Raw genomic sequence first — 23,107 nt, 5'->3', positions numbered from 1 at the left:
TTGGATTTTAAGTGAATGCTAGATTTTAAATAAACCAGACTTAATTAAAACCAGATTACTCAAGTCTGAATTACTTAGCTTCTTCAGCTGGAGCTTCAGCAGGAGCAGCTTCAGCAGGTGCAGCCTCAGCAGGAGCGGCTTCAGCAGCAGGTGCCTCAGCTGGAGCTTCAGCAGCTGGAGCTTCAGCAGCAGGTGCCTCAGCAGCAGGCGCTTCTTCAGCTGGTTTTTCACCACAAGCAGTCAAAGCCAGAGCCAACAATGCAGCCAACAATGCAGAACGTGTCATCTTTATTTCCTTAGTATGTATGAGCAAAAAATTATGTACGGACAATCCCCTTGATGCAGAACCAGCCGAGTGAAAAAATTGTATCAGTAATTCATTAAAAAAAGAACGCACATTCTCTTAAAAAACATGGATTTTTTTGCGTGACAACCACATCTAGGTGTTTTTTTCACAAAAATACCCGCAAATCATTTGCTACCAATGCAATTAAGCCGCGTTTTCAGCCAGATGCACATAGCCTGACAAATACATTTCATGCAGCCATGGCAACAGGCTCACTACCGTCTCTCCCTGGCATATCGCCGGCTCCAGCTGTCGATGATTGGCGAAAGCATTCAACAAAGGCGCGCCTTCAGCGGGCGCTTGCACGCTTTCACCATTGATAAAATACTGGCCTTGCCAATGCAGCATCTGTGTCTGCAGATCCATGACGACGCCCTGTTGTGCCAGGCGTTGGGAAAACTTTTCCAGGCTGAGTTTACGATTAGGGGAAAAAACAACATATGCCTTGGGCTCAGAAAAATACTTTGCCAGAAAAGGCCCTAATTGCTCCGTTTGCCAGGGCAAGCGACGCAACATGTCTGCGACATTATTCACCATATTGACGTCCACTTCTGCCGGATCCACCACTGGTTGCAAGTCGGGATCACGGTACAAGGCATCCGGCAAGCCATTCTGGCGGCACTCATCCAGGAACTCGATCGCCAGTTCCCTGGCCGCTGGGGCCCGGAAACCAATGGAGTAGGTCATGCAGTCATCATCTTCGGCGATGCCCCAGTGCGCGACATTGGGTGGCAGGTACAGCATATCGCCGGGTTCCAGCACCCACTCTTGCTCACTGACAAAATGCGACAGGATGCGCAACGGCGCTTCAGGAATCAAACGTAAGTCCGTTTGCTGGCTGATGCGCCAGCGGCGCTTGCCTGCGCCTTGCAGCAAGAAAACGTCGTAACTATCGATATGCGGGCCAACCCCGCCTCCCGTAGGCGCGTAACTGACCATCACATCATCCAATCTGGCTGTCGGGATAAAATTAAACAGTGACAACAAGGCTTGCGCTTCCGGCAACACATGATTCATGCCCTGTACCAGCAGCGTCCAATACTGCGCTGGCAATGCCGTAAAGTCATCGTCATCAAATGGCCCTTGCCTGACTTGCCAGCCATCTCCTGTTTGCGCACGGTCGGGATCAAACTGTATTAACCTGGCGGGCACTTCACTATCACACGCGAGCCCGGCCAGCTCTTCAGGATCTAGCAAGCCCTGGAAGTCCGGCATTGCGCCACGAATCAATAATGGCTTTTTTTGCCAGTATTCCGCCATGAACTGTGCCGGTGTTAAGCCATTGAGTAAGGTCAGTGCTTGTTGCATGATTAAATTTATCTAAAAGGTAGAAAAGGCGCCGTGGTAATACTTTGGGTCAGGCGCGAAATAAAACGTTGCGACTTTTCGGCCAGTGTCAGCGCCAACAAATCGGTCCGGGCGATCAGCTTGCTGAATTCCCGCTCAAAGCTGAGATTCTGCACTTCGCCCGGCTGACTATTGGTGAGTAGCAATAACTCGCCTTGTGTATTTTTGGCATTGGTAAGCTTCCATACCGCAATCTCAATATTCCTGGCCGCATTATACAAACTCTGCGGCTCGATGCTATCGGTGAGGAAAAAAGCCGATTTATTGCCATGGGCACGAAACAGCATGGACTGTATGCCAACCACCAGTGCCAACACGCGGTCTCCGCTGTATTGCGCATTCAGGGCCAGTTTAATCGCAGCGGTATCTTGCGCACCACCCAAGGCATCGAACTGCCAGTGATGCACAGCGACCTGCTCAAACACATAGCTGGCAATTTGCTCCGGCGTCCCCAGTCCTGATTTTTGCGCCTCGGCCGGATTGCGCTTGTACATTTTGAGCATGAGCAAGCGCAAGGTACTGACGTTTTCGCTATATTCAATATCGGCCAGGCGATCGAGGTCCGTTTTAACCAGTTGATGAAAGGTATTGCGGTCTTGCCGCACAGGCACCGGCCGCCCATTAGGCGAATCGACATAACCGCCATCCGGTGTCGTGCTGCATCCGGCCAGCAGTAAGATCATCACACGCCAGCCGGAAAAACTCATGCAGGCAATACCCGCTGTGCCGGAAAGACAATCTGGAAACGACTGCCATGGCCAGGCTCGCTTTCAATCTGCAAACTGGCCTGATGGTGATGCAAAATATGTTTGACGATGGACAACCCTAAGCCGGTGCCGCCAGTGTCACGACTGCGGCCGCTGTCGACACGGTAAAAACGTTCCGTCAGGCGCGGTAAATGATGCGGCTCAATGCCTATGCCGGTATCCTGCACGCTGAATACGGCATCCTCGCCGCGCATCTGCCAGTAGATATCAATCTTGCCTTGCTCAGGGGTATAGCGCACGGCATTACTAGTCAGGTTACTCAAGGCGCTCAATAATTCGTTATAACTGCCGCGCAGATTAACTTTCGTCTCCATATGCAGCGTCACGGTATGCTGGCCCTGGCTCAAGGCTTGTGCATCTTTCTGCAACTGCTGCAGCAAGGCAGGCATGGCAATATCTGTTTCATCTTTGAGCGTGACGTTATTTTCCAAACGCGACAAGGTCAGCAAGTCTTCAATAATGCGCCGCATGCGCGTTGTTTGCGACTGCATCATGTCGAAATAAGGCTGGATATCCGGCGAGACTTCACCTTGCATATCACTAATGGTTTCGAGAAAACCGCCGATGACTGTCAGTGGCGTACGCAACTCATGCGATACATTGGCAATAAAATCGCGGCGCATGACCTCGGTCTTTTCAATGGCAGACACATCACGGCAGATCAGCAAGCGCTGCTTGCTGGCAAAGGGAATAATCTGCAATTCCAGCGTCACATCCGGGCTGCGCCAGGATTTGAGTTTAAGCGGCTCACTGTAATCTTCGGCCTGCAAATACGTGACAAACTCGGCTTGCCGCAACAAGTAATAAATTGGCTGGTTTTCATCGTGATGCCGCTTTAAGCCCAGTCGCTGAATCGCAGGCTCGTTAAACCATTCAATTTCGTTACGGTTATTCAGCACCACCACGCCATCTGGCAACGCACTGGTGGCATGACGCAACCGCTCAAGTGTGCTGCTCAGCTGGCTTTGGCTGCGCGAATGGCGGCGCATTTCATGATACAGATTAGCAAAGATGTCCTCCCAGATGCCTTTGCCGTTTGGCATGAAGTTCAGGCTGGGTTTAAGCGCCCACTGGTACAAGCGGTGCGTCCAGTATAAATGTCCGGCGAGATAGGCCAGCACACCTGCCATAAACAATAGCCAGGCAGTGTCTGCACTGGTGAACCAGCCCACCATCAGGCAACAGAACGCCCAAAACAGCAGACTCCAGAACGCTTTCCAACGAATATCTTGCACAAGCTATTCTCAACACATCAATGTCGGCGATTATACGACACATCTGTCCACAGGCAATGACAGGATGATGACAGCCGCCCAGGAGCAAATAGACCGCTTATTCAGCCATGACCGGGGCACTTCTTGCATAGGGCTTAGCCAAGGGCTCGCCCACAAACACGCCTTGCATTGGCCACTTCACGCTTTTCCAGTAGGCCTCAATCAAGGTCTCGCCTGACAGGTAATGCGCCATCACAATTTGCGGATTAGGAAACTTCTGCCAGTAGTTACAGGGCTCGGAAACCGTGCCATAACTGCCCGTCACCCCAGCATCCAGCCAGCGCGACGCTGGCATCTGGTCATTGTAGCTGGCCAGTACGCCCCCAGAGGAGGTCAGATGATCGGCAATCGCGCCGGGCAAGTAAGTATTCGTCAACATGAAATCCACCTGCTTTTGCCCGGTGAAATAAAACATGACCGAACCCTGTTTTTCAATCGACTCCTGGCTCAAGGTATGCATGGTGAGTTTCTTGGATTTAACAGTCATGCCATCCTGCGGAAAGAATGCCTCCCGCGGCTTGGAGCGCGCAACATCGCGCGTTTTGAGAAAGTAGCCATCGGCGTCATTTAAGCTGAACTCACTCAACACACCACGATCGATTAAGGCTTTGGCTGACTCTACATTGCTGATCGGCAGCAGCATGGACAAGCGGATATGGTGATCTGCCCAAGGCCGCAATGACGAGCTATTAAAATAAGGACTATCACGCCCCGGGTCACAGGTTTTACGGCACTGGTTCAAGTCCAGCCCCAGGCTCAGTGCACTGGTCAGGCTGTTACACTGCACGGCAAAGGGTGTGCGCCACACCAGGAGCAATACCTGCTGATTGGTCAGTTTGGCATCCAGTTGCGCCTTTAAAGACTCAAACTCCGGCACGGTTAATGCGTCTTTAGCATGCCTGGGTAACTCGACACCAATCAGGTTTTCTGCAGGCACTTGCCTTGCCTGCAAGTAATAACGGGCGACTTCTTCGCTCTGCGCATCATTGACGTTATAAATCACCGCCACATCTTCAGGCTTTAATAAAGAAGGCCTTAGCGGGATTCTTTTACTTACATCCACCCCGCCCGCCATGGCTTTTGTCACCAACAACACAAAACACAGTGCCATCCAGGCACTCACCTGTCCCAAACGATAACCCACACCCATCAACTCAATACTCCATTGCAATTGCAAAGATAGCCACTATGGCAAACAAACCAGCGTAAAATTCAATCATATCCCAGATTCAATTGATTGAAGAAAACGAGGCAAATAATGACGACACAAACAATTCTGATCACAGGAGCCAACCGTGGTATTGGGCTGGAGTACGTCAAGCAATATGCCGAAAGCGGCCAGCAGGTATACGCCACCGTACGCGACCCGTCCAAGGCGACAGCACTACAACAGCTAGCTGCCAAGCACACCAACATCCAGGTATTGGCGCTGGATGTGGGCGATGTGAGTGCCATTCGCGCGCTGGCTGGCCAACTGTCCGCACTCACTATCGATATTCTAATCAGCAACGCCGGCACTTACCCTGACAGCGCATTCGGCAAGACCGATCCACAAGCCTGGCTGCACGCATTCCAGGTCAATACGCTGACCACCTACTACCTCGCCGAAGCCTTTTTACCGCAACTTCGCCGCGCCAACCAGGCGAAACTCATCGCCATGACCAGCAAAATGGGCAGTATGGAAGACAACGGCAGTGGTGGTGAGTATATTTACCGCAGCAGCAAAACAGCATTGAATATGGTGGTCAAAAGTTTGTCCATTGATTTACGCGAATTTAATATCAAAGTTGCAGCCTTGCATCCGGGCTGGGTGCGTACAGATATGGGCGGGCCAAATGGCTTGATTGATACCGAAACCAGTGTGCGTGGGTTGCGTCAGGTAATTGAGGGTTTGAGCAGTGCGCAATCGGGGGAGTTTATTGCTTATGATGGGAAAGGGATTCCTTGGTGATTGGTTGTTTACATTGTTGCTTTTCGCCCTTTCGGCGAGTTACTTTTCTTTGCTTGCACAAAGAATAAGTCACCAAAAGAAATGCACCCCAGCTTCCGCTTTTTCCTTGCGCTACTCGGCTTGTCGGGTGGCAATCAAAAACTCGCTCCTTTGGATCTCAAACAGTTGCTTGCCGACTACCCCCGCCAATCCTGCGTTGCTCGGCGCGGCAGATGGGGACCAAAGAGATGCCTCCATCACATCGTTTAAGTCGCCGCTTTAACACTTAAATCTTATCGGCGGTCCATTAAACCTTATAAGGGCTGCGCTCTTCGAGTTCATCGACATAGTCCTGCATGGTGCTGGCTTCGCGGGCCAAAAAGCGCGCAACGCTCTGGTGGAAATCAGCATGGCTTAACCAGTGATAGGAGCAAGTAGTATAAGGGGTAAAACCGCGCGCCAGTTTGTGTACGCCTTGGGCGCCACCTTCAAAATAGCGTACGTTGTGGCTGATACAGAATTGTTGCGGCTGGTAGTAACACAACTCGAAGTGCAGGCACGAAATATCGCGCAAGCTGCCCCAATAGCGACCGTACAATGTGTCATCCCCCAGCACACATAAACTGGCGGCCACGTCTTCGCCATCCTGGCTGGCGATAAACAGCCTGAACTGTTCAGGCAGGTCACGACTGATGTGCTCAAAAAAAGCCAAGGATAAATAAGGACTACTGCCGTGCCGGTGATAAGTATTGCAGTAGCATTGATAAAACAAGGCGAGTTCCGCCGAACTGACCTCATGCCCGTTGAGTACACGGCAATGCACACCTTGCTGAGCGACCTTATTGCGCTCCTGGCGTATCTTTTTACGCTTGTCGCGACTAAGTGCAGCAAGAAAAGCCTCCCAATCAGCGTAGCCTGGATTTTCCCAGCGAAACTGCACACCATGGCGGCGTAAGCCACCAGCCTCGGCACAAGCTGCTGCAGACGGCTCATCAGGGAATAACACATGCAGCCCGGATAAGGCATGCGCCTGGCACAGTTCACGCATCTGCAACAGCATGGCTTTGGCCAAGGCAATGGAGTCTGGATAATCAGGGTGAATCAGGATGCGCGGCCCGGTAACGGGCGAAAACGGAATGGCTGAAATCAGTTTGGGATAGTACTGGCCACCCGCCTGTTCATAAGCATCCGCCCACGACCAGTCAAAGACATACTCACCATACGAATGGGTTTTAATATAACAAGGTGCCGCAGCAAGCAGTTGCTCACCATTTAAAACGGCCAAATGATAGGGAATCCAGCCGGTTTCGTGATCCACCGCTGCCGACAATTCGAACGCCCGCAAAAACCGGTAATCCAGCATAGGATGAGAGCCGGCTAATGCCTGCCAGGCCGTCGCTGAAATGTCCTGCAAACCACGATACCAGACAAACGATAATTGACTGATATCCATACGGGATTAAGCCGTGATCACACACAAATGAGAAAGTGAACACGCCGAGGCTGAAGTTGGCATGCAGGGAGGCATCAGAACTATGACTTAACCAGGATGTTTTTAACTAGGGCGTTTACGGATGACAGAAGCATCTTTGCCAGTGGAATTCACCGTACTATTGGCGGGAATGACTGCGGAAGCCGGTTTGGATTTATTTTTGGATTTATCTGTGTCTGAATCTGACACAATCGCTTGCTGTGACTGGCTTTTGGCTTCAGCTTCACGTTGCCGCTCGACCATTTGCGCATACGCATTTTCCAATTCATCCAGGGTAATAACACCATTACCATCAAGGTCAACATATGAAAAATGACGCGCCACCTGCGGCAAACAGAGTGTCGCTTCTTCGCGATCCAGTGAGTCATCATTGTCGCGGTTGCATTCATTAAAACGCTGGGAAATACTGTCGTGCATCACCTTGCGTTTTTGCAGCATGAGCTGGTGATCAGGGTCGGTGTTACGTGCATAATCAGACAAGGCCTTGCGTAAACGCGCACGGTCTTCAGGACTGAAGTTATGCTCAAGCGTCTTGGAGAGGCCCACGTCGTCATTATCGACGATACGATTATCCGTCAGCCGAATAGGTAGCTTCAGATCGGCAGACACAGGCGATGCCAGCAACATGGTCGTTGTTAGCAAAAAAACCTCTTTCAAATGTTTGTTCGCTTTACACATCCACATCCAAACGTAATACCTTAATTCTTGTTTCACTAAATTCTTGTTTCACTCAAAGCTTTTTGAAAAACAATCTTTTTAAAGTAGAACCAAGCACGATTAACATGACAGATATTGCCTGACTTTAAAATCAGGCTGCCTAACATAACGCAACTCTGGTCGCGGCATCAACTGATTTAACAAAAAATAGCGATTCTTTCATCGCCATGACTGTCAATTTCAGGCAGTCATCTTGCATCAGGATTGTAAATGCAATATTTCATCCCCCGCGCCATTTGTAACCAAGTTGTAACCACCCCACTTCATGCCGGATACGGCTTGGAGTATAATGATAAAGATAAGTTTTATGGCTAAGCCATTTTGACCTCTTGTGTGAGGTCATCCCGATGGCGGCCCGGCGCGTTAACAAAACGCACGCTTCTGTGTAAAAAGGTACGTATGGCAGAACAGTTAAAAAAAATATTGATGGTTGATGATGATTTGCGTATGCGCGAACTTTTACAGCGCTACCTCACTGAACAAGGATTCAATATCAAATCCGTTTCCGATGGCAAAGAGCTGGACAAAGCCATGTCTGCCGAGAGCTTTGACCTGCTGATTCTCGACCTGATGTTGCCAGGTGAAGATGGCCTGGCCATCTGCCGCCGACTGCGTGGTGCCAATCACATGACACCTATTATCATGCTGACTGCACGCGGTGACGAAGTCGACCGCATTGTTGGCCTGGAAATGGGCGCTGATGACTACCTGCCGAAACCGTTTAATCCACGTGAGTTGCTGGCCAGGATCAACGCCGTGTTGCGTCGTCACGAAATTACGCCCAAACAAGCGGTTGAAGAAAAAAGTGCGGCGTTTCAGTTTGGTGAGTTTGTCTTTGACACCAACACACGCAGCCTGACCAAAAATGGCGTACCGATTACTATTACCAGTGGCGAGTTCACCCTGTTAAAGGTGTTTACCGAACATCCGCGCCAGCCCTTGTCACGTGACCGCCTGATGCAACTGGCCCGTGGCCGCGAGCTGGATGTGTTTGACCGCAGCATAGATGTGCAAGTGTCACGCCTGCGCCGCATTATCGAACCGGATCCAGCACATCCACGCTACCTGCAAACCATGTGGGGCTTTGGCTATGTGTTTATTCCAGATGGCGAAGCGCCGCAATAAGCTGCCTGCATTGCTCTAACTCACGTGCGCCTACTGCCTCGCAGACTGTTGTCCCGCATCATGTTACTGATTGCCATCTTATTGGCGGTCAGCATCTATGCCTCGCTCAAAATCTTTGATTATTTTGACCGCGAACCGCGCGCAACCGCGGCTGCCTTACAGGCAGTCACCATCGTTAACTACACCCGCGCCTCACTGATTGCCTCGCATGAAAATCGCCGCCTGGCCTTGTTGTCAGAACTGTCCGGCCGCGAAGGCGTGCGCGTCTATGCCGCAGATTTTCTGGAAGACATTGAGCCGCTGCCCGTAGACCCGTTTATTAACCTGGTGGCACAAAAAATCCGCGAGCGTATGGGCGAAGAAACCATTATCACGGTCAACCATTACGACATTCCCGGCCTCTGGATCAGCTTTAATGTGGGGCAAGATGATTTTTGGGTGGTCATTCCAAAAATCCAGGTCGACCGCCCTTTCCCCTGGCACTGGTTGGGTTGGGCCGCCGTAGTAGGCTTGCTGTCATTGATTGGCGGCTATTTGCTGACTGCCAGAATCAACCGACCACTGACCATGCTGGTACATGCAGCCGAACGTCTGCGCAATGGCGAGCCGGCGCCAAAACTGCCAGAGGATAGTGTGGAGGAGTTGCGCGAAGTGACGCATACCTTTAACGAAATGGCCGAATCGCTGGCACGCCTGGATGCCGAACGCACATTATTACTGGCAGGCGTATCACACGATATCCGCACCCCGCTGGCACGCCTGCGCCTGGCGGTAGAAATGCTGCCAGCAGAAGCTGACTATATGAAGCATGGCATGATTGAAGATATTTCCGACATGGACAATATCATCCATCAGTTCCTGGATTTTGTACGCGGCGTGGAAGGCGAACCCACACGCATGATGGATATCAACGACCTGCTGCATGCGCTAGCTGAACGTCAGCGCCGCGCAGGCCGTGAGTTAAAAGTGTCACTGGGGCCTAAATATTTTATCCCTATCCGGCCGCTTGCCATGCAGCGTTTACTCGATAACCTGGTCGGCAACGCCTACAACTACGGCAAGGGTAAAGTGGAGGTACGCAGCCAGGTCATGGCCGACAAGATCGTGATCAGTGTGCTCGACAACGGCCCCGGTATTCCGCCTGAACATGCAGAGCGCTTGCTACGCCCGTTTGAGCGTATGGACAGCGCGCGTAATAAATACGAAGGTGGCAGCGGCCTGGGCTTGGCGATTTGCAACCGTATCGCCACCTTGCATGGCGGCCAGTTGGCACTGCTCAACCGCACTGAAGGTGGGCTGGAAGCCAGGCTTTCTTTACCCATCCTGCCGAATACCTGATTGATAGGACCCGACTTTACTCGTCGGTCGGTGTAAACCAGTTCAAGCGTGCGCGCAATTTCACCACTTCGCCAATAATGGTCAGGCTGGGCGGCTTTAACCCAGCAGCGGCGACATCTGCCGCCAAGTTTTTCAAGGTAGACTCCACCACGCGTTGCTTTTGTGTCGTGCCCTGCTGAATCACGGCGGCGGGCATATCTGGCGAAACCCCTTGTGCAATCAGCTTGGCGCAAATTTGCTCCAGCCCCACCAAGCCCATATAAATTACCACCGTTTGCTTGGGCCGCGCCATGGCCTGCCAATCCAAATCAATCGTGCCATCTTTCAGGTGGCCAGTGATAAACAAACAGGCTTGTGCATAATCCCTGTGCGTCAATGGGATACCGGCATAACTGGAAACACCATTCGCCGCCGTGATACCAGGCACCACCTGAAATGGCACGCCATGTTGCATCAGGGTTTCAATTTCTTCCCCCCCGCGACCAAAAATAAACGGGTCGCCGCCTTTGAGGCGCAACACGCGCTTGCCTTCCAATGCCAGCCTGGCTAGCAACTGGTTAATTTCCTCTTGTGGCAACGTATGCTGGTCGCGTGATTTACCGACGTAAATCAACTCGGCATCGCGTCGCACCAACTCCATCACCTCTTTACTAACCAGCTTGTCATAGACACACACGTCACACTGCTGCATCAGGCGCAACGCCCTGAAGGTCAACAAGTCAGGATCCCCCGGGCCGCCGCCCACCAGATACACTTCACCTCGCGTGGGCGCATCTTCACTCTGACTGAGCAACTCACCCAGCAAGTCACGCGCAGCCTGTTCCTGGCCGGACAATACGCGCTCGACCAACGGCCCATTCAACACACCCTCCCAAAATCGGCGGCGCGCAGGCATATTGGTAAACTTGGCCTTCACCTGCTCGCGAAACTCGCCGGCGATGGTCGCGATACGGCCATATGCCGCAGGCAGCATGGTTTCGATTTTACTGCGGATATGTCGCGCCAATACCGGCGCATTACCTTCGCTGGAAACCGCGATTACCACCGGGCTGCGATCTATAATGGAGCCCATGGTGAACGTGCATAAAGCTGGAGCATCCACCACATTCACCGGGATATTCAGGCGTTTAGCCGCAACCGAAACCGCTTCATTGACGGCCTCATCATCTGTGGCTGCAATCACCAGGCAAGCGCTCGTCAGTTGCCCAGGCTGAAATTGATCCTGCACGTATTGAATCTCACCCTGCTCGAACAACACGTGTAACTCATCGCACAATTCAGGCGAGATCACCGTGACCTGGCCTTGCGCCTTGCGCAGCATGAGCACCTTGCGCGTGGCGACATCGCCGCCACCAATGACGATACACAGGCGTTGTGCAATATTGAAAAAAATCGGTAAGGCTTGCATGCTGACAGTGTTTGAATAAAAGAACTATATTTTACCGCAGTGACCAGTTCTCCGGGGATTGATTGTTGCCTAGGGTTTCACCTGCAAATACGCTAAAATACTGTTTTTGTGAGAAATTTAGCGTTCAATGAAGCAGGAAAGCGGAAAAAAGATATTCATTAAATCGTTTGGTTGCCAGATGAATGAATACGATGCTTCGCGCATGGTTGACCTCATGCGCGAACACGATGGCATGACCCAGACCGACAATATGGAAGAAGCCGACGTGATTCTGCTCAACACTTGCTCGGTGCGCGAAAAAGCTGAAGAAAAAGTATTCAGCCATTTGGGCCGCATGATCCCGCTCAAAGAGAAAAACCCCAACCTGGTCATTGGCGTCGGCGGCTGTGTCGCCAGCCAGGAAGGCGACGCGATTATCAAGCGTGCCCCTTATGTCGACGTCGTGTTCGGACCACAAACCCTGCACCGCCTGCCAGAGCTGATCAAAGCCAAGCAGACCGAAAACAAACCGCAGGTGGATATTACCTTCCCCGAAATTGAAAAGTTTGATCACTTGCCACCACCACGTATCGAAGGGGCAACGGCTTTCTTAAGCATCATGGAAGGCTGCAGCAAATACTGCAGTTTCTGCGTCGTGCCTTACACACGCGGTGAAGAGTTCTCACGTCCATTTGAAGACATCCTGACCGAGGCGATCCAACTGGCCGAACAAGGCGTGAAAGAAATTACCCTGCTAGGCCAAAACGTGAACGCCTACCGTGTGCAATATGCAGGGATTGAAGCTGATCTGGCGATGCTGATTGAAACCGTGGCCGAGATACCGCAAATCGAGCGCATCCGCTACACGACCAGTCACCCGAACGAGATGAACGAGCGCCTGATTGCCTGCCATGCCAATGTGCCCAAACTGGCCAATCAATTACATCTACCGGTGCAAGCTGGCAGTGACCGCATCCTGATGGCGATGAAACGCAACTACACCGCGTTGCAATACAAAGGCCTGATCCGCAAACTGAAAGCAGCCAATCCAGCACTGACCATTACCAGCGACATCATCGTAGGCTTCCCTGGCGAAACAGAAAAAGACTTCCAGGCCACACTCAAACTGATGCGCGATGTCGGTTTTGATTACAGCTTCAGCTTCCTGTACAGCCCGCGTCCGGGCACACCAGCCAGCTACCTGCCTGACGAAACCCCGCAAGCGGATAAAGCCGCCTGGCTGAAGCAATTGCAAACCGAAAACGAAACCAACGGTGATGCCATCAGCCGCGCCATGCTAGGCACCGTGCAACGCGTACTGATTGACGGCCCCTCCTGGAAAGACCCTGGCTTGCTGGCGGGTAAAACGGATAATGGCCGCGTCGTGGATATCGCTGCCGATACCCGTTTTATCCATCAAATGGTTCAAGTCAAAATTACCGACGTCTACAACCCCCATCGCCTGGTTGGCGAAATTGTGAATTAAGCATGGAAATTACCTTAAGCCCCGAAGACAACCTGATGCTGGCCAACCTGTGCGGCCCGCTGGATGAAAACATCCGCCAACTCGCCAATGGTCTTGATATTGAAATCAACCGCCGTGGCAGCACCTTCTATTTGAGCGGCACGCAAACCAATATGCGGCTGGGCGCGCAAATGCTGGAAAACTTTTATGCGCGATCCAAAAAACCAATTGAGTTGGAAGATATTCAATTAGGCCTGGTCGAAATCGACAAACTCAAACCAGAAGAAGTCGCCAGCAGCGCGATGCCGGTACTGATGACACGCCGTGGCGACCTGCATGGCCGTACGCCACGCCAGGTCAGTTATTTGCAGCAAATCCAGGACCACGACATCACCTTTGGCATCGGCCCCGCAGGTACAGGTAAAACCTACCTCGCCGTCGCCAGCGCGGTGGACGCCATGACGCGCGACCGCGTAAAACGGATTGTATTAGTGCGCCCGGCCGTGGAAGCCGGTGAGCGCTTGGGCTTTTTACCCGGCGACTTAAACCAGAAAGTTGACCCTTACCTGCGCCCGTTGTATGACGCGCTGTATGACCTGGCAGGTTATGACACGGTGAATAAAATGTTCGAACGTGGCGCCATTGAAGTCGCCCCGCTCGCCTATATGCGCGGCCGTACGCTCAACCAGAGCTTTATTATTCTGGATGAAGCGCAGAACACCACGCCAGAACAGATGAAGATGTTTTTAACCCGCATCGGTTTTGGTACCAAAGCCGTGATTACGGGGGACGTCACGCAGATTGACTTGCAGCGTCACCAGAAAAGCGGCTTGGTAGAGGCACAGAAAATCCTCAAAGATGTCAAAGGCATCGCCTTTACCCAGTTTATGTCGCAGGATGTGGTAAGACACCCGTTGGTACAGAAGATTATTAATGCGTATGAGAAGTTTGAGCAGAGTGCACAGAAAAGCGACTAAGCACTTCTGATATTTAAGTGTTGTGCATTTAAGCATCAAATTGTTTCGCCTTTAGGCGAGTCACTTTCTGATGCTTGCCCCTCAGAAAGTAACCAAAGAGGAGGGCACCCAGCCATCACGGCCTTCGGCTCCCTTGCGTTGCTCAACAAAATAAGCCGGTCACGAAACTCATCCTAGCGGGCTGCAAACGACGCAGCCCACCGCGGGACTCGGACAGTCGCTCCCTCTACTCTTATTTTGTCTCCGCTACTCAGCGTGATGGAATGGGATTTATCTCGCCAAACTCACATCGCAGAAATGTGGATAGTTCAAAAACCAGATTCTTTTATTAAACCCGCTAAAGGATGGCGCTCGTAGGTTTTCGGGGTCCCCATCTGCCGCGCCGAGCAACGCAGGGTTGACGGGAGTTCTCGGCCATCGGCTGTCCGAGTTCCGCAGTGGCTTGCGTTTTGTGCAAGCCACCAGGGCGAGTTTCGATGGACGCCCGGCAAGCCGAGTAGCACAGGAAACAAGCGGAAGCTGGGGTGCACTTTCTTTTGGTTACTTATTCTTTGTGCAAGCAAAGAAAAGTAACTCGCCTACAGGCGAAAAACGATGTCACCCAAGCCCACAAAACAAAAAATCAGAAGAATGACTTTCTTTGACATTATCTAAGGAATATCAGCCTTAGCAATATTGGCTATGTCGACTCAATATATGTTGGAAACTTCTGCATAATCTGCGCAAACAACGCACTTTCCAGCCAACCGTTTAACCAAGCCCGCAATTGCGGATAAGCACTACCAGCGAACCACTCAGCATCCACAGCCGCAAACTGGCGGATAAACGGAAAAATCGCCACATCTGCCATACTGGCAGAATCACCCAATACAAAGCGATGTTGCTGCAAGGCGGCCTCCAGCAGCTGCAAAAACTGCTCCCCCTGTTGCCGATAAAACACTTGCGGTTGCTCGGGATAACGTTCGGGATATTTGTAGCGGTCCAGGGCTTTTTTAAAGTCACCATCATTCATCGCGATCAGGCGCACTATCGTGTCCCGGTCGGCGTTGAGCCAACCTTGTGGATCACACTGTGCCAACGCCCACAGCATAATATCCAGGCTTTGCTCCAACACTGTTCCCTCTGTCAGTTGCAATACAGGTACGGTGCCCTTGGGAGAAATCTGCAACAAGTGTGCAGGTTTATCTCGTAGCGACACCTCTCGTACTTCGACCCGAATTTGTGCAGCCCACAATGCCATGCGTGCACGCATGGCGTAGGGGCAACGCCGATAGGAGTAAAGGATAGGCAATGCCATTACAGCAGCGCTTTACGGCAATCCTTAATCAGCTGCGGGCCTTTATAGATTAACCCGCTATACAACTGCACCAGACTGGCGCCCGCTGCCATTTTTTCTTTGGCATCGTCGCCATTCAAAATGCCACCTACGCCAATAATAGGCAAGCTGCCTTGCAGCGTAGCAGCCAGGGTTTGGATCACACGTGTAGACCCAGCCTTCACTGGTGCGCCCGACAGGCCTCCAGCTTCTTCCGCATTCGGCAGACCGGCCACAGCATCACGCGCCAGCGTGGTATTGGTCGCGATGACGCCATCCATGCGGTGCTGCATTAGCAGTTCAGCAATTTCCTGCACTTGCTCAGTCGTGAGGTCCGGTGCAATCTTAAGCACCACGGGCACATATTTACCATGCACCTGTGACAGGATTTTTTGCTCAGACTTAAGTGTGGCCAGCAATTGGCCCAGCGCGTCTTTTTCTTGCAGTGCACGCAGGTTCTTGGTGTTGGGCGAAGAGATATTCACTGTGATATAGCTGGCATGGCTATACACTTTACGCATGCAGGTCAGGTAATCTTCTGCTGCCCTGTCGTTAGGCGTATCAAAATTTTTGCCTATATTGATGCCCAGAATGCCCTTAAACTTGCTGGCCTTCACATTCTGGATCAACTGATCCACGCCCAGGTTGTTAAAGCCGAAGCGGTTAATAATCGCTTGTGCTTCTGGCAAACGGAACAGGCGTGGCTTGGGGTTGCCCGGTTGCGCGCGTGGTGTAACGGTGCCGACTTCAATAAAGCCGAACCCCAGCGCAGCCATGCCGTCAATCACGGCAGCATTTTTATCCAGGCCTGCGGCCAGGCCCACCGGGTTAGGAAAAGTCAGCCCCATCACCTGCGTAGGCTGTTCTGGCAAACGGCCAGCAGCCAATGCCAGCAGCCCCAGTTTTTCAGCGCGCTTGAGCGATTGCAAGGTGAGGTCATGTGCCTGCTCTGCATCCAGTTGAAACAGCAGCGGCTTGATTAGCGGGTAAACATTCATCTGTTATTTTCCTGAAAAATCCTCAAGTAAGGCAGCACAAGCTGTATTTCAGCGCTTACTGCCTGCATCACTTTTGCGTTACATCAAAAACCATGTCAACAATAGGGTTCAAAATTATCCTCAGAATCAGTGCTTGCTAATCATGAGCTTACAGGAGGAAACCCAATGAAAATTTTGATTGATTTATTATCTACAGACTATGGTTTGATGAGTTTTATCGTGATTGCCGTTATTTTTGTAGTCATGACCTGGGCGGGCATTTACGTCTACCTCAAGGCGCGCCAACAATAAGCGCCACACGACCACTAGCAGAAACCCCGCTTTCGCGGGGTTTATCTTGTTTACAGCAGCACTTTCTCAATGCCGCCGTTATTGGCTTTCTGGATGTAATTTTCCATCCAGTTTTCACCCAGCACATGCTTGGCCATTTCCACCACGATGTAGTCGGCCTCAATACCGGTGTCGTCACCGTAACGTGACAAGCCTTGCAGGCAGCTTGGGCAAGAGGTCAAAATCTTGACAGCCTGCTCAGGTGCACCGACGGTCAGGCCCATTTTTTCCATGCCTTTTTCCAGCTCTTCCTGCTTGCGGAATTTCACCTGGGTCGCAATGTCAGGACGTGCCGCTGCAAACGTACCAGACTCACCGCAGCAACGGTCATTCAGTGCCACATCGGTGCCCATGAGCTTGTTGGTGACTTCCAACGGCTTGTAGGTTTTCATCGGCGAATGGCATGGATCGTGATACATATAACGTGTACCAGTCACGCCTTGCAAACGCATGTCTTTTTCCATCAGGTATTCGTGGATATCAAGCAGACGGCAGCCCGGGAAAATTTTCTCGAACTCGTATTTCTGCAACTGATCCATGCAGGTACCGCAAGACACAATCACCGTCTTGATGTCCAGATAGTTCAGCGTATTAGCCACGCGATGGAATAACACACGGTTATCGGCGGTGATTTCCTGGCCTTTGTCATGGTTGCCCGACGCCGTTTGCGGATAGCCGCAGCACAGGTAACCTGGCGGCAGCACCGTAATCGCGCCTACCTCATACAGCATGGCTTGTGTGGCCAGGCCCACGTTAGAGAACAAGCGCTCGGAGCCACAACCCGGGAAGTAGAACACCGCTTCTGAATCTTCAGTCACTTTCTGCGGATTACGAATGACCGGGATCATGGTGTCGTCTTCCACACCCAACATGGCGCGCGAAGTCTTGGACTGCATTTTCTTCGGCATCGGGCGATTAATAAAGTGAATCACCTGCGCTTTGATTTCAGCCTTGCCCACCGTGGCTGGCGGCGCTTTTTTATCCTTGAGCAGGCCAAACTTCTTGGCCAGGCTATTGGCGATATTAATGGCTTTATAGCCCATGCCGATCATGGTACCGCGCAAGAATTTAATGGTCGCCGGATCCTTAGCGTTCAGGTACAACATGCCCGCAGCGGTGCCTGGGTTGAATTTCTTTTTACCCTGCTCACGCAGGAAGTTACGCATCTTGACCGACACATCGCCGAAGTCGATATTGACCGGGCACGGCTTCTCGCAACGGTGGCAAACCGTACAATGGTCGGCCACATCGTTGAACTCGTCAAAATGCTTGAGTGAAATACCGCGACGCGTCTGCTCTTCATACAAGAAGGCTTCGATCAACAGCGAAGTACCCAGAATTTTGTTACGTGGCGAGTACAGCAGGTTAGCGCGCGGCACATGCGTTGAACACACCGGCTTACACTTACCGCAGCGCAAGCAGTCAGAAATATCATCGGCAATTTCGCCAATGGCAGACTGCTCCATGATGATGGACTCTTGCTCCAGCAAACCAAAGCTAGGCGTATAGGCGTTTTCCAGCCCGGAACCCATCAATAATTTGCCTTTGTTAAAGTGACCTTTCGGGTCTACCTTGTTTTTATAAGCAGCAAAGGTATCAATGGTGGCCTGGTCCAGGAACTCCATCTTGGTGATACCAATACCGTGTTCGCCGGAGATCACACCATTGAGGCCACGTGCCAGGTCCATCACGCGCGCCACGGCAGCGTGTGCGTCCTGCATCATGCCGTAGTCATCGGAGTTGACCGGGATATTGGTGTGCACGTTACCGTCACCGGCGTGCATATGCAGCGCAATAAACACGCGGCTCTTCAATACGGTTTTTTGGATTTCATCCAGCTTGTCGAGAATCTTCTGGTATTCGCGGCCGGCAAAAATATCTGCCATCGGGCGCTTGAGCTCACGCTTCCAGGACACGCGCAGATCATACGACTGCACGGCACGGAACACGTTGTCATATTGCGTAAATGCTTTGCCAAGCTCACCCAGCACGGCCACAGGTTCATCCAGCGTATTCAACAGCAAACGCCATTTGGCACGCACGTCACGCAACAATTGCAGCGCAATATTCTGCTTGGATTTCACGCCTTCAGGGTCAGCATTGCCATCCTCATCCGGCTGCAGTGGCAGATCACCTGACACAAACGCTTCCAGTGCATCGACCAGGCGCAATTTATTCTGAATCGACAATTCAATATTGATGCGCTCAATGCCGTCAGAGTATTCGCCCAGGCGTGGCAATGGAATCACCACATCCTCGTTAATTTTAAAGGCGTTGGTGTGACGCGCAATGGCCGCCGTACGTGAACGATCGAGCCAGAATTTTTTACGCGCATCTGCCGAAACAGCAATAAAGCCTTCACCGTTACGCGCATTACACATACGCACCACGGCGGACGCCACTTCACCGACGGCATTCTCGTCATCAGAGGCGATATCGCACAACAACACCATTTTCGGGCGTTGCTGACGCGCGGCTTTGGTCGCGTAACCCACGGCCTTCACATAACGCTCGTCCATGTGTTCCAGGCCAGCCATAATTACGGCCGGGTCTTGCTTGGCGGTTGCATCCAGGTAGTCTTTAATCTCGACAATCGCCGGTACCGCATGTGACACATTGCCAAAAAATTCCAGCGCAATGGTACGCACATGCTTGGGCATACGGTGCAGAATAAAGGTCGCGGAAGTAATCAGGCCATCACAACCTTCTTTTTGCACGCCAGGCAAACCAGACAGGAACTTGTCAGTCACGTCCTTACCCAGGCCAACCTTACGGAAGCTAGGCCCTGGAATCGCGAGGATTTCCGGCTCAGACAGCAGATTCTTGAAATCAATGTCGTAGCGGCTGATTTTAAAGCGCGCCATCTCGATATCATGAATCTTGCCCAGGTTATGATCCAGGCGCTCGACTTCCAGCCAGGTGGCGTCCGGCGTCACCATACGCCAGGAGGCGAGGTTATCCAGTGCAGTCCCCCATAGCACAGCTTTTTTACCACCAGCGTTCATGGCCACGTTACCGCCGATGCAGCAGGCATCAGCAGAGGTTGGATCGCAGGCAAACTCCAGCCCGGCCGCAGTGGCTGCGTCCATGGCACGGCGTGTCACCACCCCGGCGCCACACTCAATGGTGGCCACCTGGCGTGAAACACCCGGCAAAGTGCGCATTTGCACGCCAGTGTGCTGGTCCAGCTTTTCGGTATTAATAACTGCAGATAACGGCGTTAATGGCACAGCACCACCGGTATAACCCGTACCACCGCCACGCGGGATAATGGTTAAGCCCAATTCGATACACGCACGTACCAGATAGGAAATCTCGGCTTCGGTATCCGGGTTAATCACCACAAACGGATACTCGACACGCCAGTCCGTCGCGTCGGTCACATGTGACACACGTGCCAGGCCATCAAACTGTACATTGTCTTTGCGCGTAAATTTGGTCAGTTTGGCCAAGGCTTTTTTACGCAAATCGGCCGTTTGCTTGAAATCATCGGCAAATTTTTCAACCGCCTTGGTGGCCGCAGCCACCAGCTTTTGCACTTTATCGTTACCGCCGCTACGCTCATTAATCGCAGAGATGCGGTGGTACAAGGCTTCAATCAGCGCCTTGCGACGTTTTGGGTTTTCCAGCAAGTCATCTTGCAGATAAGGGTTACGTGATACCACCCAGATATCGCCCAACACCTCAAACAACATGCGTGCACTACGACCCGTCTTACGCTCTGCGCGCAAGGTATTTAAAATCTCCCAGATTTCTTCACCCAGAAACCGAATGACGATTTCGCGGTCAGAGAAGGAGGTATAGTTGTACGGGATTTCGCGTAAACGCGTGAGAGGAGTAGAATTGTGCTTTAACAAATCTGCGTTGACAGGTGCGTTCATTGATAATTTATCAAAAACAAAAGCTAATTATACCACGCCGTATTCGGCACAAACACGGTACAGCCGCCAGGGTTTTTGACTAATCAGGTTTTCAGATGTCTACATTCAAATCTAAGTTTAAAAAATGGGTAGTGCCACTGGTCGCGCTGGCCCTGTTTGCAGGGCTGGCCTTGGCTGTAATGCAAAAACCGCAAGCGCCCGAGGTCACCTTCACCACCCTGAGTGGTGAGAAAATCAGCATGGAATCGCTGCGCGGCAAAACCGTGCTGGTTAATTTCTGGGCCACAGATTGCCCGGGCTGTATCAAGGAAATGCCCGACCTGATCAACACCTACCAGCAATATAAAGACAAAAACCTGGTGGTGATTGCCGTCGCCATGCCTTACGACCCACCCGCGCAAGTCGCCAATTACACCAAAGAGAAAAACCTGCCTTTTACCGTCATGCATGATGGCTACGGCGAAATGGTGAAAGCCTTTGGCGACGTCAACCTGACGCCAACCACCTTTATTTTTGACGCGCAAGGCAAGCGCCTGCAAAAAACCATAGGCGAACTCAACTTCACCGAGTTGCGCCAGTTACTAGACAAAGAAGCCAGCTAAATGCTGTGGGTTAAGGCGTTTCACATTATTTTTGTCACCAGCTGGTTTGCCGGTTTGTTTTACCTGCCGCGCATTTATGTCAATCTGGCCATGGAGCAGGATCCGCAAGCCCAGGCCAGATTACTGCTGATGGCACATAAGCTTTATCGCTTTATGCAACCACTGATGTTGCTGGCGCTGGCTTTTGGCCTATGGCTATGGTTGGGCTATGGCTTCACAGGCGGCTGGCTGCATGCCAAGCTGACACTGGTAATTGCGCTGATTGGCTATCATCATTATTGCGGCAGACTGTTAAAACAATTCCGCGCACAGCAAAACCGCCACAGCCACGTCTGGTTCCGCTGGTTTAACGAAGTGCCGGTAATGCTATTGGTTGCCGTGGTTATTCTGGTCGTGACCAAACCATTCTAAGCGCATGCTGGACGCGCTGCTGCAATCCGAATGGCTGATACGCATGCTGGACAAGTCTGGCAAGCAAGCCGCGCACAAGCTGTTCGCACTCTTCAACATTCTCGATGACCTGCTATCCAGCCCGATGGCGCAATTGCCAACCGACACAGCAACAGCACGCAATCCGCCAGACAGATTGCAACACTACCTGACCGCCCAGGCACAACTGGCAGGCGCCAGGCTACCGGACATGCTGGCCAATCAGTTGTATTTTATGGCGCGCAGTGCCTGCCAGGAAAAACTGCTACATCCGCAATCCAGCGCCCTGCAACATGCCAGGCAAGCTGCGCAGGCACTGCTTGATGTGCAAACCAGGCGCGAAATCAACTGGCTAGCCATCCGCAACTATGGCGTGGTCATCGTGACATTATTGTTTGGCGTCATCGGCGGATACTATTGGCACATGCAGGTCACGCCAGTACCCGCGCTGCAAGCAAAAGCGCCAGAATACTCGCCGCCTGCGCACCCCCTGTCACACGAAGCCAGCCCCTCTGAAACCGCTGCCATTTACAGCCGCCTGGAAACCATGAAGCACGGCGATTGCCGCTTGCTGGAAGCGATTCAACTGCCAGAGCGACTGAAAAGTATTTATATCGAAAACATCATCAATGGCCATGTCACCACCAATCGCGATGAACAAGTGCTGGTCAACCAATTGCTGGACCAGGTGAAATGTAATTACACCCCCAAGCTAATGCTGAACTCCAAATAAAAAAGCCGTCGCAATCACGACGGCTGATCATTCACATTTGCCCAATTACTGGAATAATGTTTTCAGCTGATTCAAACCACCATCGTAAACGCCCTTAATCGTATCAGAAGCCGCTTTTTCGTCAGCCGGCGCTTTTGGCAAGAAATGACCTTCCCACACCACCACAGACTTGCCGTCGCCATTGCTGTGCACACTCACGGTAGACGCGTATTCATTCACAGGCAACACGCTATCGGTGATTTTGTAAGAATAGCTTTTAGATTTGGCATTGTAGGCAGTCAATGTTTCGTTAATTTTGCCACCATCCTGCAAGGTTAATACGCGCTTGGCACCGGCATGGTTATTTTTACCAGAGACAATTTCAGTTTTGGCCACGGCCGGATGCCAGGCGCCGAGATCGCCAAAATCAGCGACTTTTTTCCAGACCACATCGACTGGCTGATTAAGCTCCACCGACTTGACCACAAATAACGGCTCCGCCGCAAACGCGCTGCCTGCAGCCGCCAATAATGTTGCTAATACCAATGATTGTAGTTGACGCATGATGTTCTCCTGTTGTGATTGATTGTCCATAAAACTATACTATACGGTATAGTATATTTAACACGATAATTAAAACTAAATCAATAGGATTTATTCCTTGCGCCTTGGCTT

Annotated in this window: 21 protein-coding genes; 9 read left to right on the top strand and 12 right to left on the bottom strand. The window is 51.7% G+C overall.

Annotation, left to right across the window (positions count from 1 at the left end; genetic code table 11):
* Positions 1–70: 70 nt before the first annotated feature.
* The 5 genes from GQ52_RS08570 to GQ52_RS08550 all read right to left on the bottom strand — a co-directional run bounded on the left by GQ52_RS08570 (position 71) and on the right by GQ52_RS08550 (position 4,911).
* On the bottom strand, positions 71–286 hold the full coding sequence (locus GQ52_RS08570) for a hypothetical protein (protein ID WP_019883149.1): 216 nt from the start codon (positions 284–286) through the stop codon (positions 71–73).
* Between the two features lie 204 nt (positions 287–490).
* Complete coding sequence (locus tag GQ52_RS08565; protein ID WP_047516790.1) at positions 491–1,654, bottom strand: cupin domain-containing protein; 1,164 nt, start codon at positions 1,652–1,654, stop codon at positions 491–493.
* An 8-nt stretch (positions 1,655–1,662) separates the two neighbouring features.
* On the bottom strand, positions 1,663–2,400 hold the full coding sequence (locus GQ52_RS08560; RefSeq protein WP_047516787.1) for a hypothetical protein: 738 nt from the start codon (positions 2,398–2,400) through the stop codon (positions 1,663–1,665).
* Positions 2,397–3,695, bottom strand: a complete 1,299-nt coding sequence (gene phoR / locus GQ52_RS08555; RefSeq protein ID WP_024930786.1) for a phosphate regulon sensor histidine kinase PhoR — start codon at positions 3,693–3,695, stop codon at positions 2,397–2,399. Before phoR ends, GQ52_RS08560 begins: the two co-directional genes overlap by 4 nt.
* Positions 3,696–3,792: 97 nt before the next feature.
* Positions 3,793–4,911, bottom strand: a complete 1,119-nt coding sequence (locus GQ52_RS08550; protein WP_235273080.1) for a TIGR03790 family protein — start codon at positions 4,909–4,911, stop codon at positions 3,793–3,795.
* Between the two features lie 81 nt (positions 4,912–4,992).
* On the opposite strand from GQ52_RS08550, the gene GQ52_RS08545 reads away from it, so the two are divergent.
* Complete coding sequence (locus GQ52_RS08545) at positions 4,993–5,685, top strand: SDR family oxidoreductase (protein ID WP_047516780.1); 693 nt, start codon at positions 4,993–4,995, stop codon at positions 5,683–5,685.
* Positions 5,686–5,971: 286 nt separating this feature from the next.
* Here GQ52_RS08545 and GQ52_RS08540 read toward each other — a convergent pair whose 3' ends face one another.
* Both GQ52_RS08540 and GQ52_RS08535 read right to left on the bottom strand, forming a co-directional pair.
* Positions 5,972–7,117: a GNAT family N-acetyltransferase gene (locus GQ52_RS08540; RefSeq protein ID WP_047516778.1), complete on the bottom strand. Its 1,146-nt coding sequence runs from the start codon at positions 7,115–7,117 to the stop codon at positions 5,972–5,974.
* 102 nt (positions 7,118–7,219) lie between these two features.
* Positions 7,220–7,798, bottom strand: a complete 579-nt coding sequence (locus GQ52_RS08535) for an EF-hand domain-containing protein (RefSeq protein WP_232411533.1) — start codon at positions 7,796–7,798, stop codon at positions 7,220–7,222.
* Positions 7,799–8,272: 474 nt separating this feature from the next.
* On the opposite strand from GQ52_RS08535, the gene ompR reads away from it, so the two are divergent.
* Together ompR and GQ52_RS08525 are read left to right on the top strand one after the other, a co-directional pair.
* Complete coding sequence (ompR, locus tag GQ52_RS08530; protein WP_019883160.1) at positions 8,273–8,998, top strand: two-component system response regulator OmpR; 726 nt, start codon at positions 8,273–8,275, stop codon at positions 8,996–8,998.
* 60 nt (positions 8,999–9,058) lie between these two features.
* Complete coding sequence (locus tag GQ52_RS08525) at positions 9,059–10,336, top strand: sensor histidine kinase (RefSeq protein WP_019883161.1); 1,278 nt, start codon at positions 9,059–9,061, stop codon at positions 10,334–10,336.
* A 16-nt stretch (positions 10,337–10,352) separates the two neighbouring features.
* On the opposite strand, the gene cysG is transcribed toward GQ52_RS08525, so the two are convergent.
* Positions 10,353–11,744 carry a siroheme synthase CysG gene (gene cysG / locus GQ52_RS08520; RefSeq protein ID WP_047516776.1) on the bottom strand — a complete coding sequence of 464 codons (1,392 nt, stop codon included), beginning with the start codon at positions 11,742–11,744 and terminating at the stop codon, positions 10,353–10,355.
* 127 nt (positions 11,745–11,871) lie between these two features.
* Between cysG and miaB the strand changes: the two genes are divergently transcribed.
* Both miaB and GQ52_RS08510 read left to right on the top strand, forming a co-directional pair.
* Positions 11,872–13,209 (top strand): tRNA (N6-isopentenyl adenosine(37)-C2)-methylthiotransferase MiaB, encoded by a 1,338-nt coding sequence (miaB, locus tag GQ52_RS08515; protein ID WP_047516773.1) that lies wholly within the window; start codon positions 11,872–11,874, stop codon positions 13,207–13,209.
* Positions 13,210–13,211: 2 nt separating this feature from the next.
* A complete protein-coding gene (locus GQ52_RS08510; RefSeq protein WP_019883166.1) occupies positions 13,212–14,165 on the top strand; it encodes a PhoH family protein in 954 nt (317 codons plus the stop codon).
* Between the two features lie 679 nt (positions 14,166–14,844).
* Here the strand turns inward: GQ52_RS08510 and GQ52_RS08505 are convergent.
* Both GQ52_RS08505 and GQ52_RS08500 read right to left on the bottom strand, forming a co-directional pair.
* Positions 14,845–15,462, bottom strand: coding sequence for a glutathione S-transferase (locus GQ52_RS08505; protein WP_081979329.1), 618 nt, complete (start codon positions 15,460–15,462; stop codon positions 14,845–14,847).
* On the bottom strand, positions 15,462–16,478 hold the full coding sequence (locus GQ52_RS08500; RefSeq protein WP_019883168.1) for a quinone-dependent dihydroorotate dehydrogenase: 1,017 nt from the start codon (positions 16,476–16,478) through the stop codon (positions 15,462–15,464). The genes GQ52_RS08505 and GQ52_RS08500 overlap by 1 nt, the downstream gene beginning before the upstream one ends.
* 165 nt (positions 16,479–16,643) lie before the next feature.
* Here GQ52_RS08500 and GQ52_RS13955 point away from each other — a divergent pair, with 165 nt between their 5' ends.
* On the top strand, positions 16,644–16,769 hold the full coding sequence (locus tag GQ52_RS13955; RefSeq protein ID WP_019883169.1) for a DUF3149 domain-containing protein: 126 nt from the start codon (positions 16,644–16,646) through the stop codon (positions 16,767–16,769).
* A gap of 50 nt (positions 16,770–16,819) precedes the next feature.
* Here the strand turns inward: GQ52_RS13955 and GQ52_RS08495 are convergent, their stop codons facing one another.
* Positions 16,820–20,689, bottom strand: a complete 3,870-nt coding sequence (locus tag GQ52_RS08495) for a DUF3683 domain-containing protein (protein WP_047516769.1) — start codon at positions 20,687–20,689, stop codon at positions 16,820–16,822.
* Positions 20,690–20,784: 95 nt separating this feature from the next.
* Here GQ52_RS08495 and GQ52_RS08490 point away from each other — a divergent pair, with 95 nt between their 5' ends.
* From GQ52_RS08490 to GQ52_RS08480, 3 genes are read left to right on the top strand one after another with little or no spacing between them, the layout of a single operon-like run.
* A complete protein-coding gene (locus tag GQ52_RS08490) occupies positions 20,785–21,291 on the top strand; it encodes a TlpA disulfide reductase family protein (RefSeq protein WP_047516766.1) in 507 nt (168 codons plus the stop codon).
* Positions 21,292–21,702 (top strand): CopD family protein, encoded by a 411-nt coding sequence (locus GQ52_RS08485; protein WP_047516763.1) that lies wholly within the window; start codon positions 21,292–21,294, stop codon positions 21,700–21,702. It begins immediately after the preceding gene.
* Positions 21,703–21,706: 4 nt separating this feature from the next.
* Positions 21,707–22,453 (top strand): hypothetical protein, encoded by a 747-nt coding sequence (locus tag GQ52_RS08480; RefSeq protein WP_047516761.1) that lies wholly within the window; start codon positions 21,707–21,709, stop codon positions 22,451–22,453.
* 45 nt (positions 22,454–22,498) lie between these two features.
* Here GQ52_RS08480 and GQ52_RS08475 read toward each other — a convergent pair whose 3' ends face one another.
* Complete coding sequence (locus tag GQ52_RS08475; protein WP_019883174.1) at positions 22,499–22,996, bottom strand: SRPBCC family protein; 498 nt, start codon at positions 22,994–22,996, stop codon at positions 22,499–22,501.
* Positions 22,997–23,107: the final 111 nt, after the last annotated feature.

Source organism: Methylophilus sp. Q8 (assembly GCF_000800115.1).
Taxonomy (GTDB): Bacteria; Pseudomonadota; Gammaproteobacteria; order Burkholderiales; family Methylophilaceae; genus Methylophilus.
This window is presented reverse-complemented; position numbering and strand designations above follow the sequence as displayed.

Bases quoted from the DNA above. Each gene is read 5' to 3' on its own strand.
- GQ52_RS08505 (WP_081979329.1), bottom strand. From the start codon at position 15,462: ATGGCATTGCCTATCCTTTACTCCTATCGGCGTTGCCCCTACGCCATG.
- GQ52_RS08485 (WP_047516763.1), top strand. From the start codon at position 21,292: ATGCTGTGGGTTAAGGCGTTTCACATTATTTTTGTCACCAGCTGGTTT.
- GQ52_RS08570 (WP_019883149.1), bottom strand. From the start codon at position 286: ATGACACGTTCTGCATTGTTGGCTGCATTGTTGGCTCTGGCTTTGACT.
- GQ52_RS08480 (WP_047516761.1), top strand. From the start codon at position 21,707: ATGCTGGACGCGCTGCTGCAATCCGAATGGCTGATACGCATGCTGGAC.
- GQ52_RS08540 (WP_047516778.1), bottom strand. From the start codon at position 7,117: ATGGATATCAGTCAATTATCGTTTGTCTGGTATCGTGGTTTGCAGGAC.
- GQ52_RS08525 (WP_019883161.1), top strand. From the start codon at position 9,059: ATGTTACTGATTGCCATCTTATTGGCGGTCAGCATCTATGCCTCGCTC.
- ompR (WP_019883160.1), top strand. From the start codon at position 8,273: ATGGCAGAACAGTTAAAAAAAATATTGATGGTTGATGATGATTTGCGT.
- GQ52_RS08500 (WP_019883168.1), bottom strand. From the start codon at position 16,478: ATGAATGTTTACCCGCTAATCAAGCCGCTGCTGTTTCAACTGGATGCA.
- GQ52_RS08495 (WP_047516769.1), bottom strand. From the start codon at position 20,689: ATGAACGCACCTGTCAACGCAGATTTGTTAAAGCACAATTCTACTCCT.
- GQ52_RS08510 (WP_019883166.1), top strand. From the start codon at position 13,212: ATGGAAATTACCTTAAGCCCCGAAGACAACCTGATGCTGGCCAACCTG.
- GQ52_RS08565 (WP_047516790.1), bottom strand. From the start codon at position 1,654: ATGCAACAAGCACTGACCTTACTCAATGGCTTAACACCGGCACAGTTC.
- cysG (WP_047516776.1), bottom strand. From the start codon at position 11,744: ATGCAAGCCTTACCGATTTTTTTCAATATTGCACAACGCCTGTGTATC.
- GQ52_RS08560 (WP_047516787.1), bottom strand. From the start codon at position 2,400: ATGAGTTTTTCCGGCTGGCGTGTGATGATCTTACTGCTGGCCGGATGC.
- GQ52_RS08545 (WP_047516780.1), top strand. From the start codon at position 4,993: ATGACGACACAAACAATTCTGATCACAGGAGCCAACCGTGGTATTGGG.
- miaB (WP_047516773.1), top strand. From the start codon at position 11,872: ATGAAGCAGGAAAGCGGAAAAAAGATATTCATTAAATCGTTTGGTTGC.
- GQ52_RS08490 (WP_047516766.1), top strand. From the start codon at position 20,785: ATGTCTACATTCAAATCTAAGTTTAAAAAATGGGTAGTGCCACTGGTC.
- GQ52_RS13955 (WP_019883169.1), top strand. From the start codon at position 16,644: ATGAAAATTTTGATTGATTTATTATCTACAGACTATGGTTTGATGAGT.
- GQ52_RS08475 (WP_019883174.1), bottom strand. From the start codon at position 22,996: ATGCGTCAACTACAATCATTGGTATTAGCAACATTATTGGCGGCTGCA.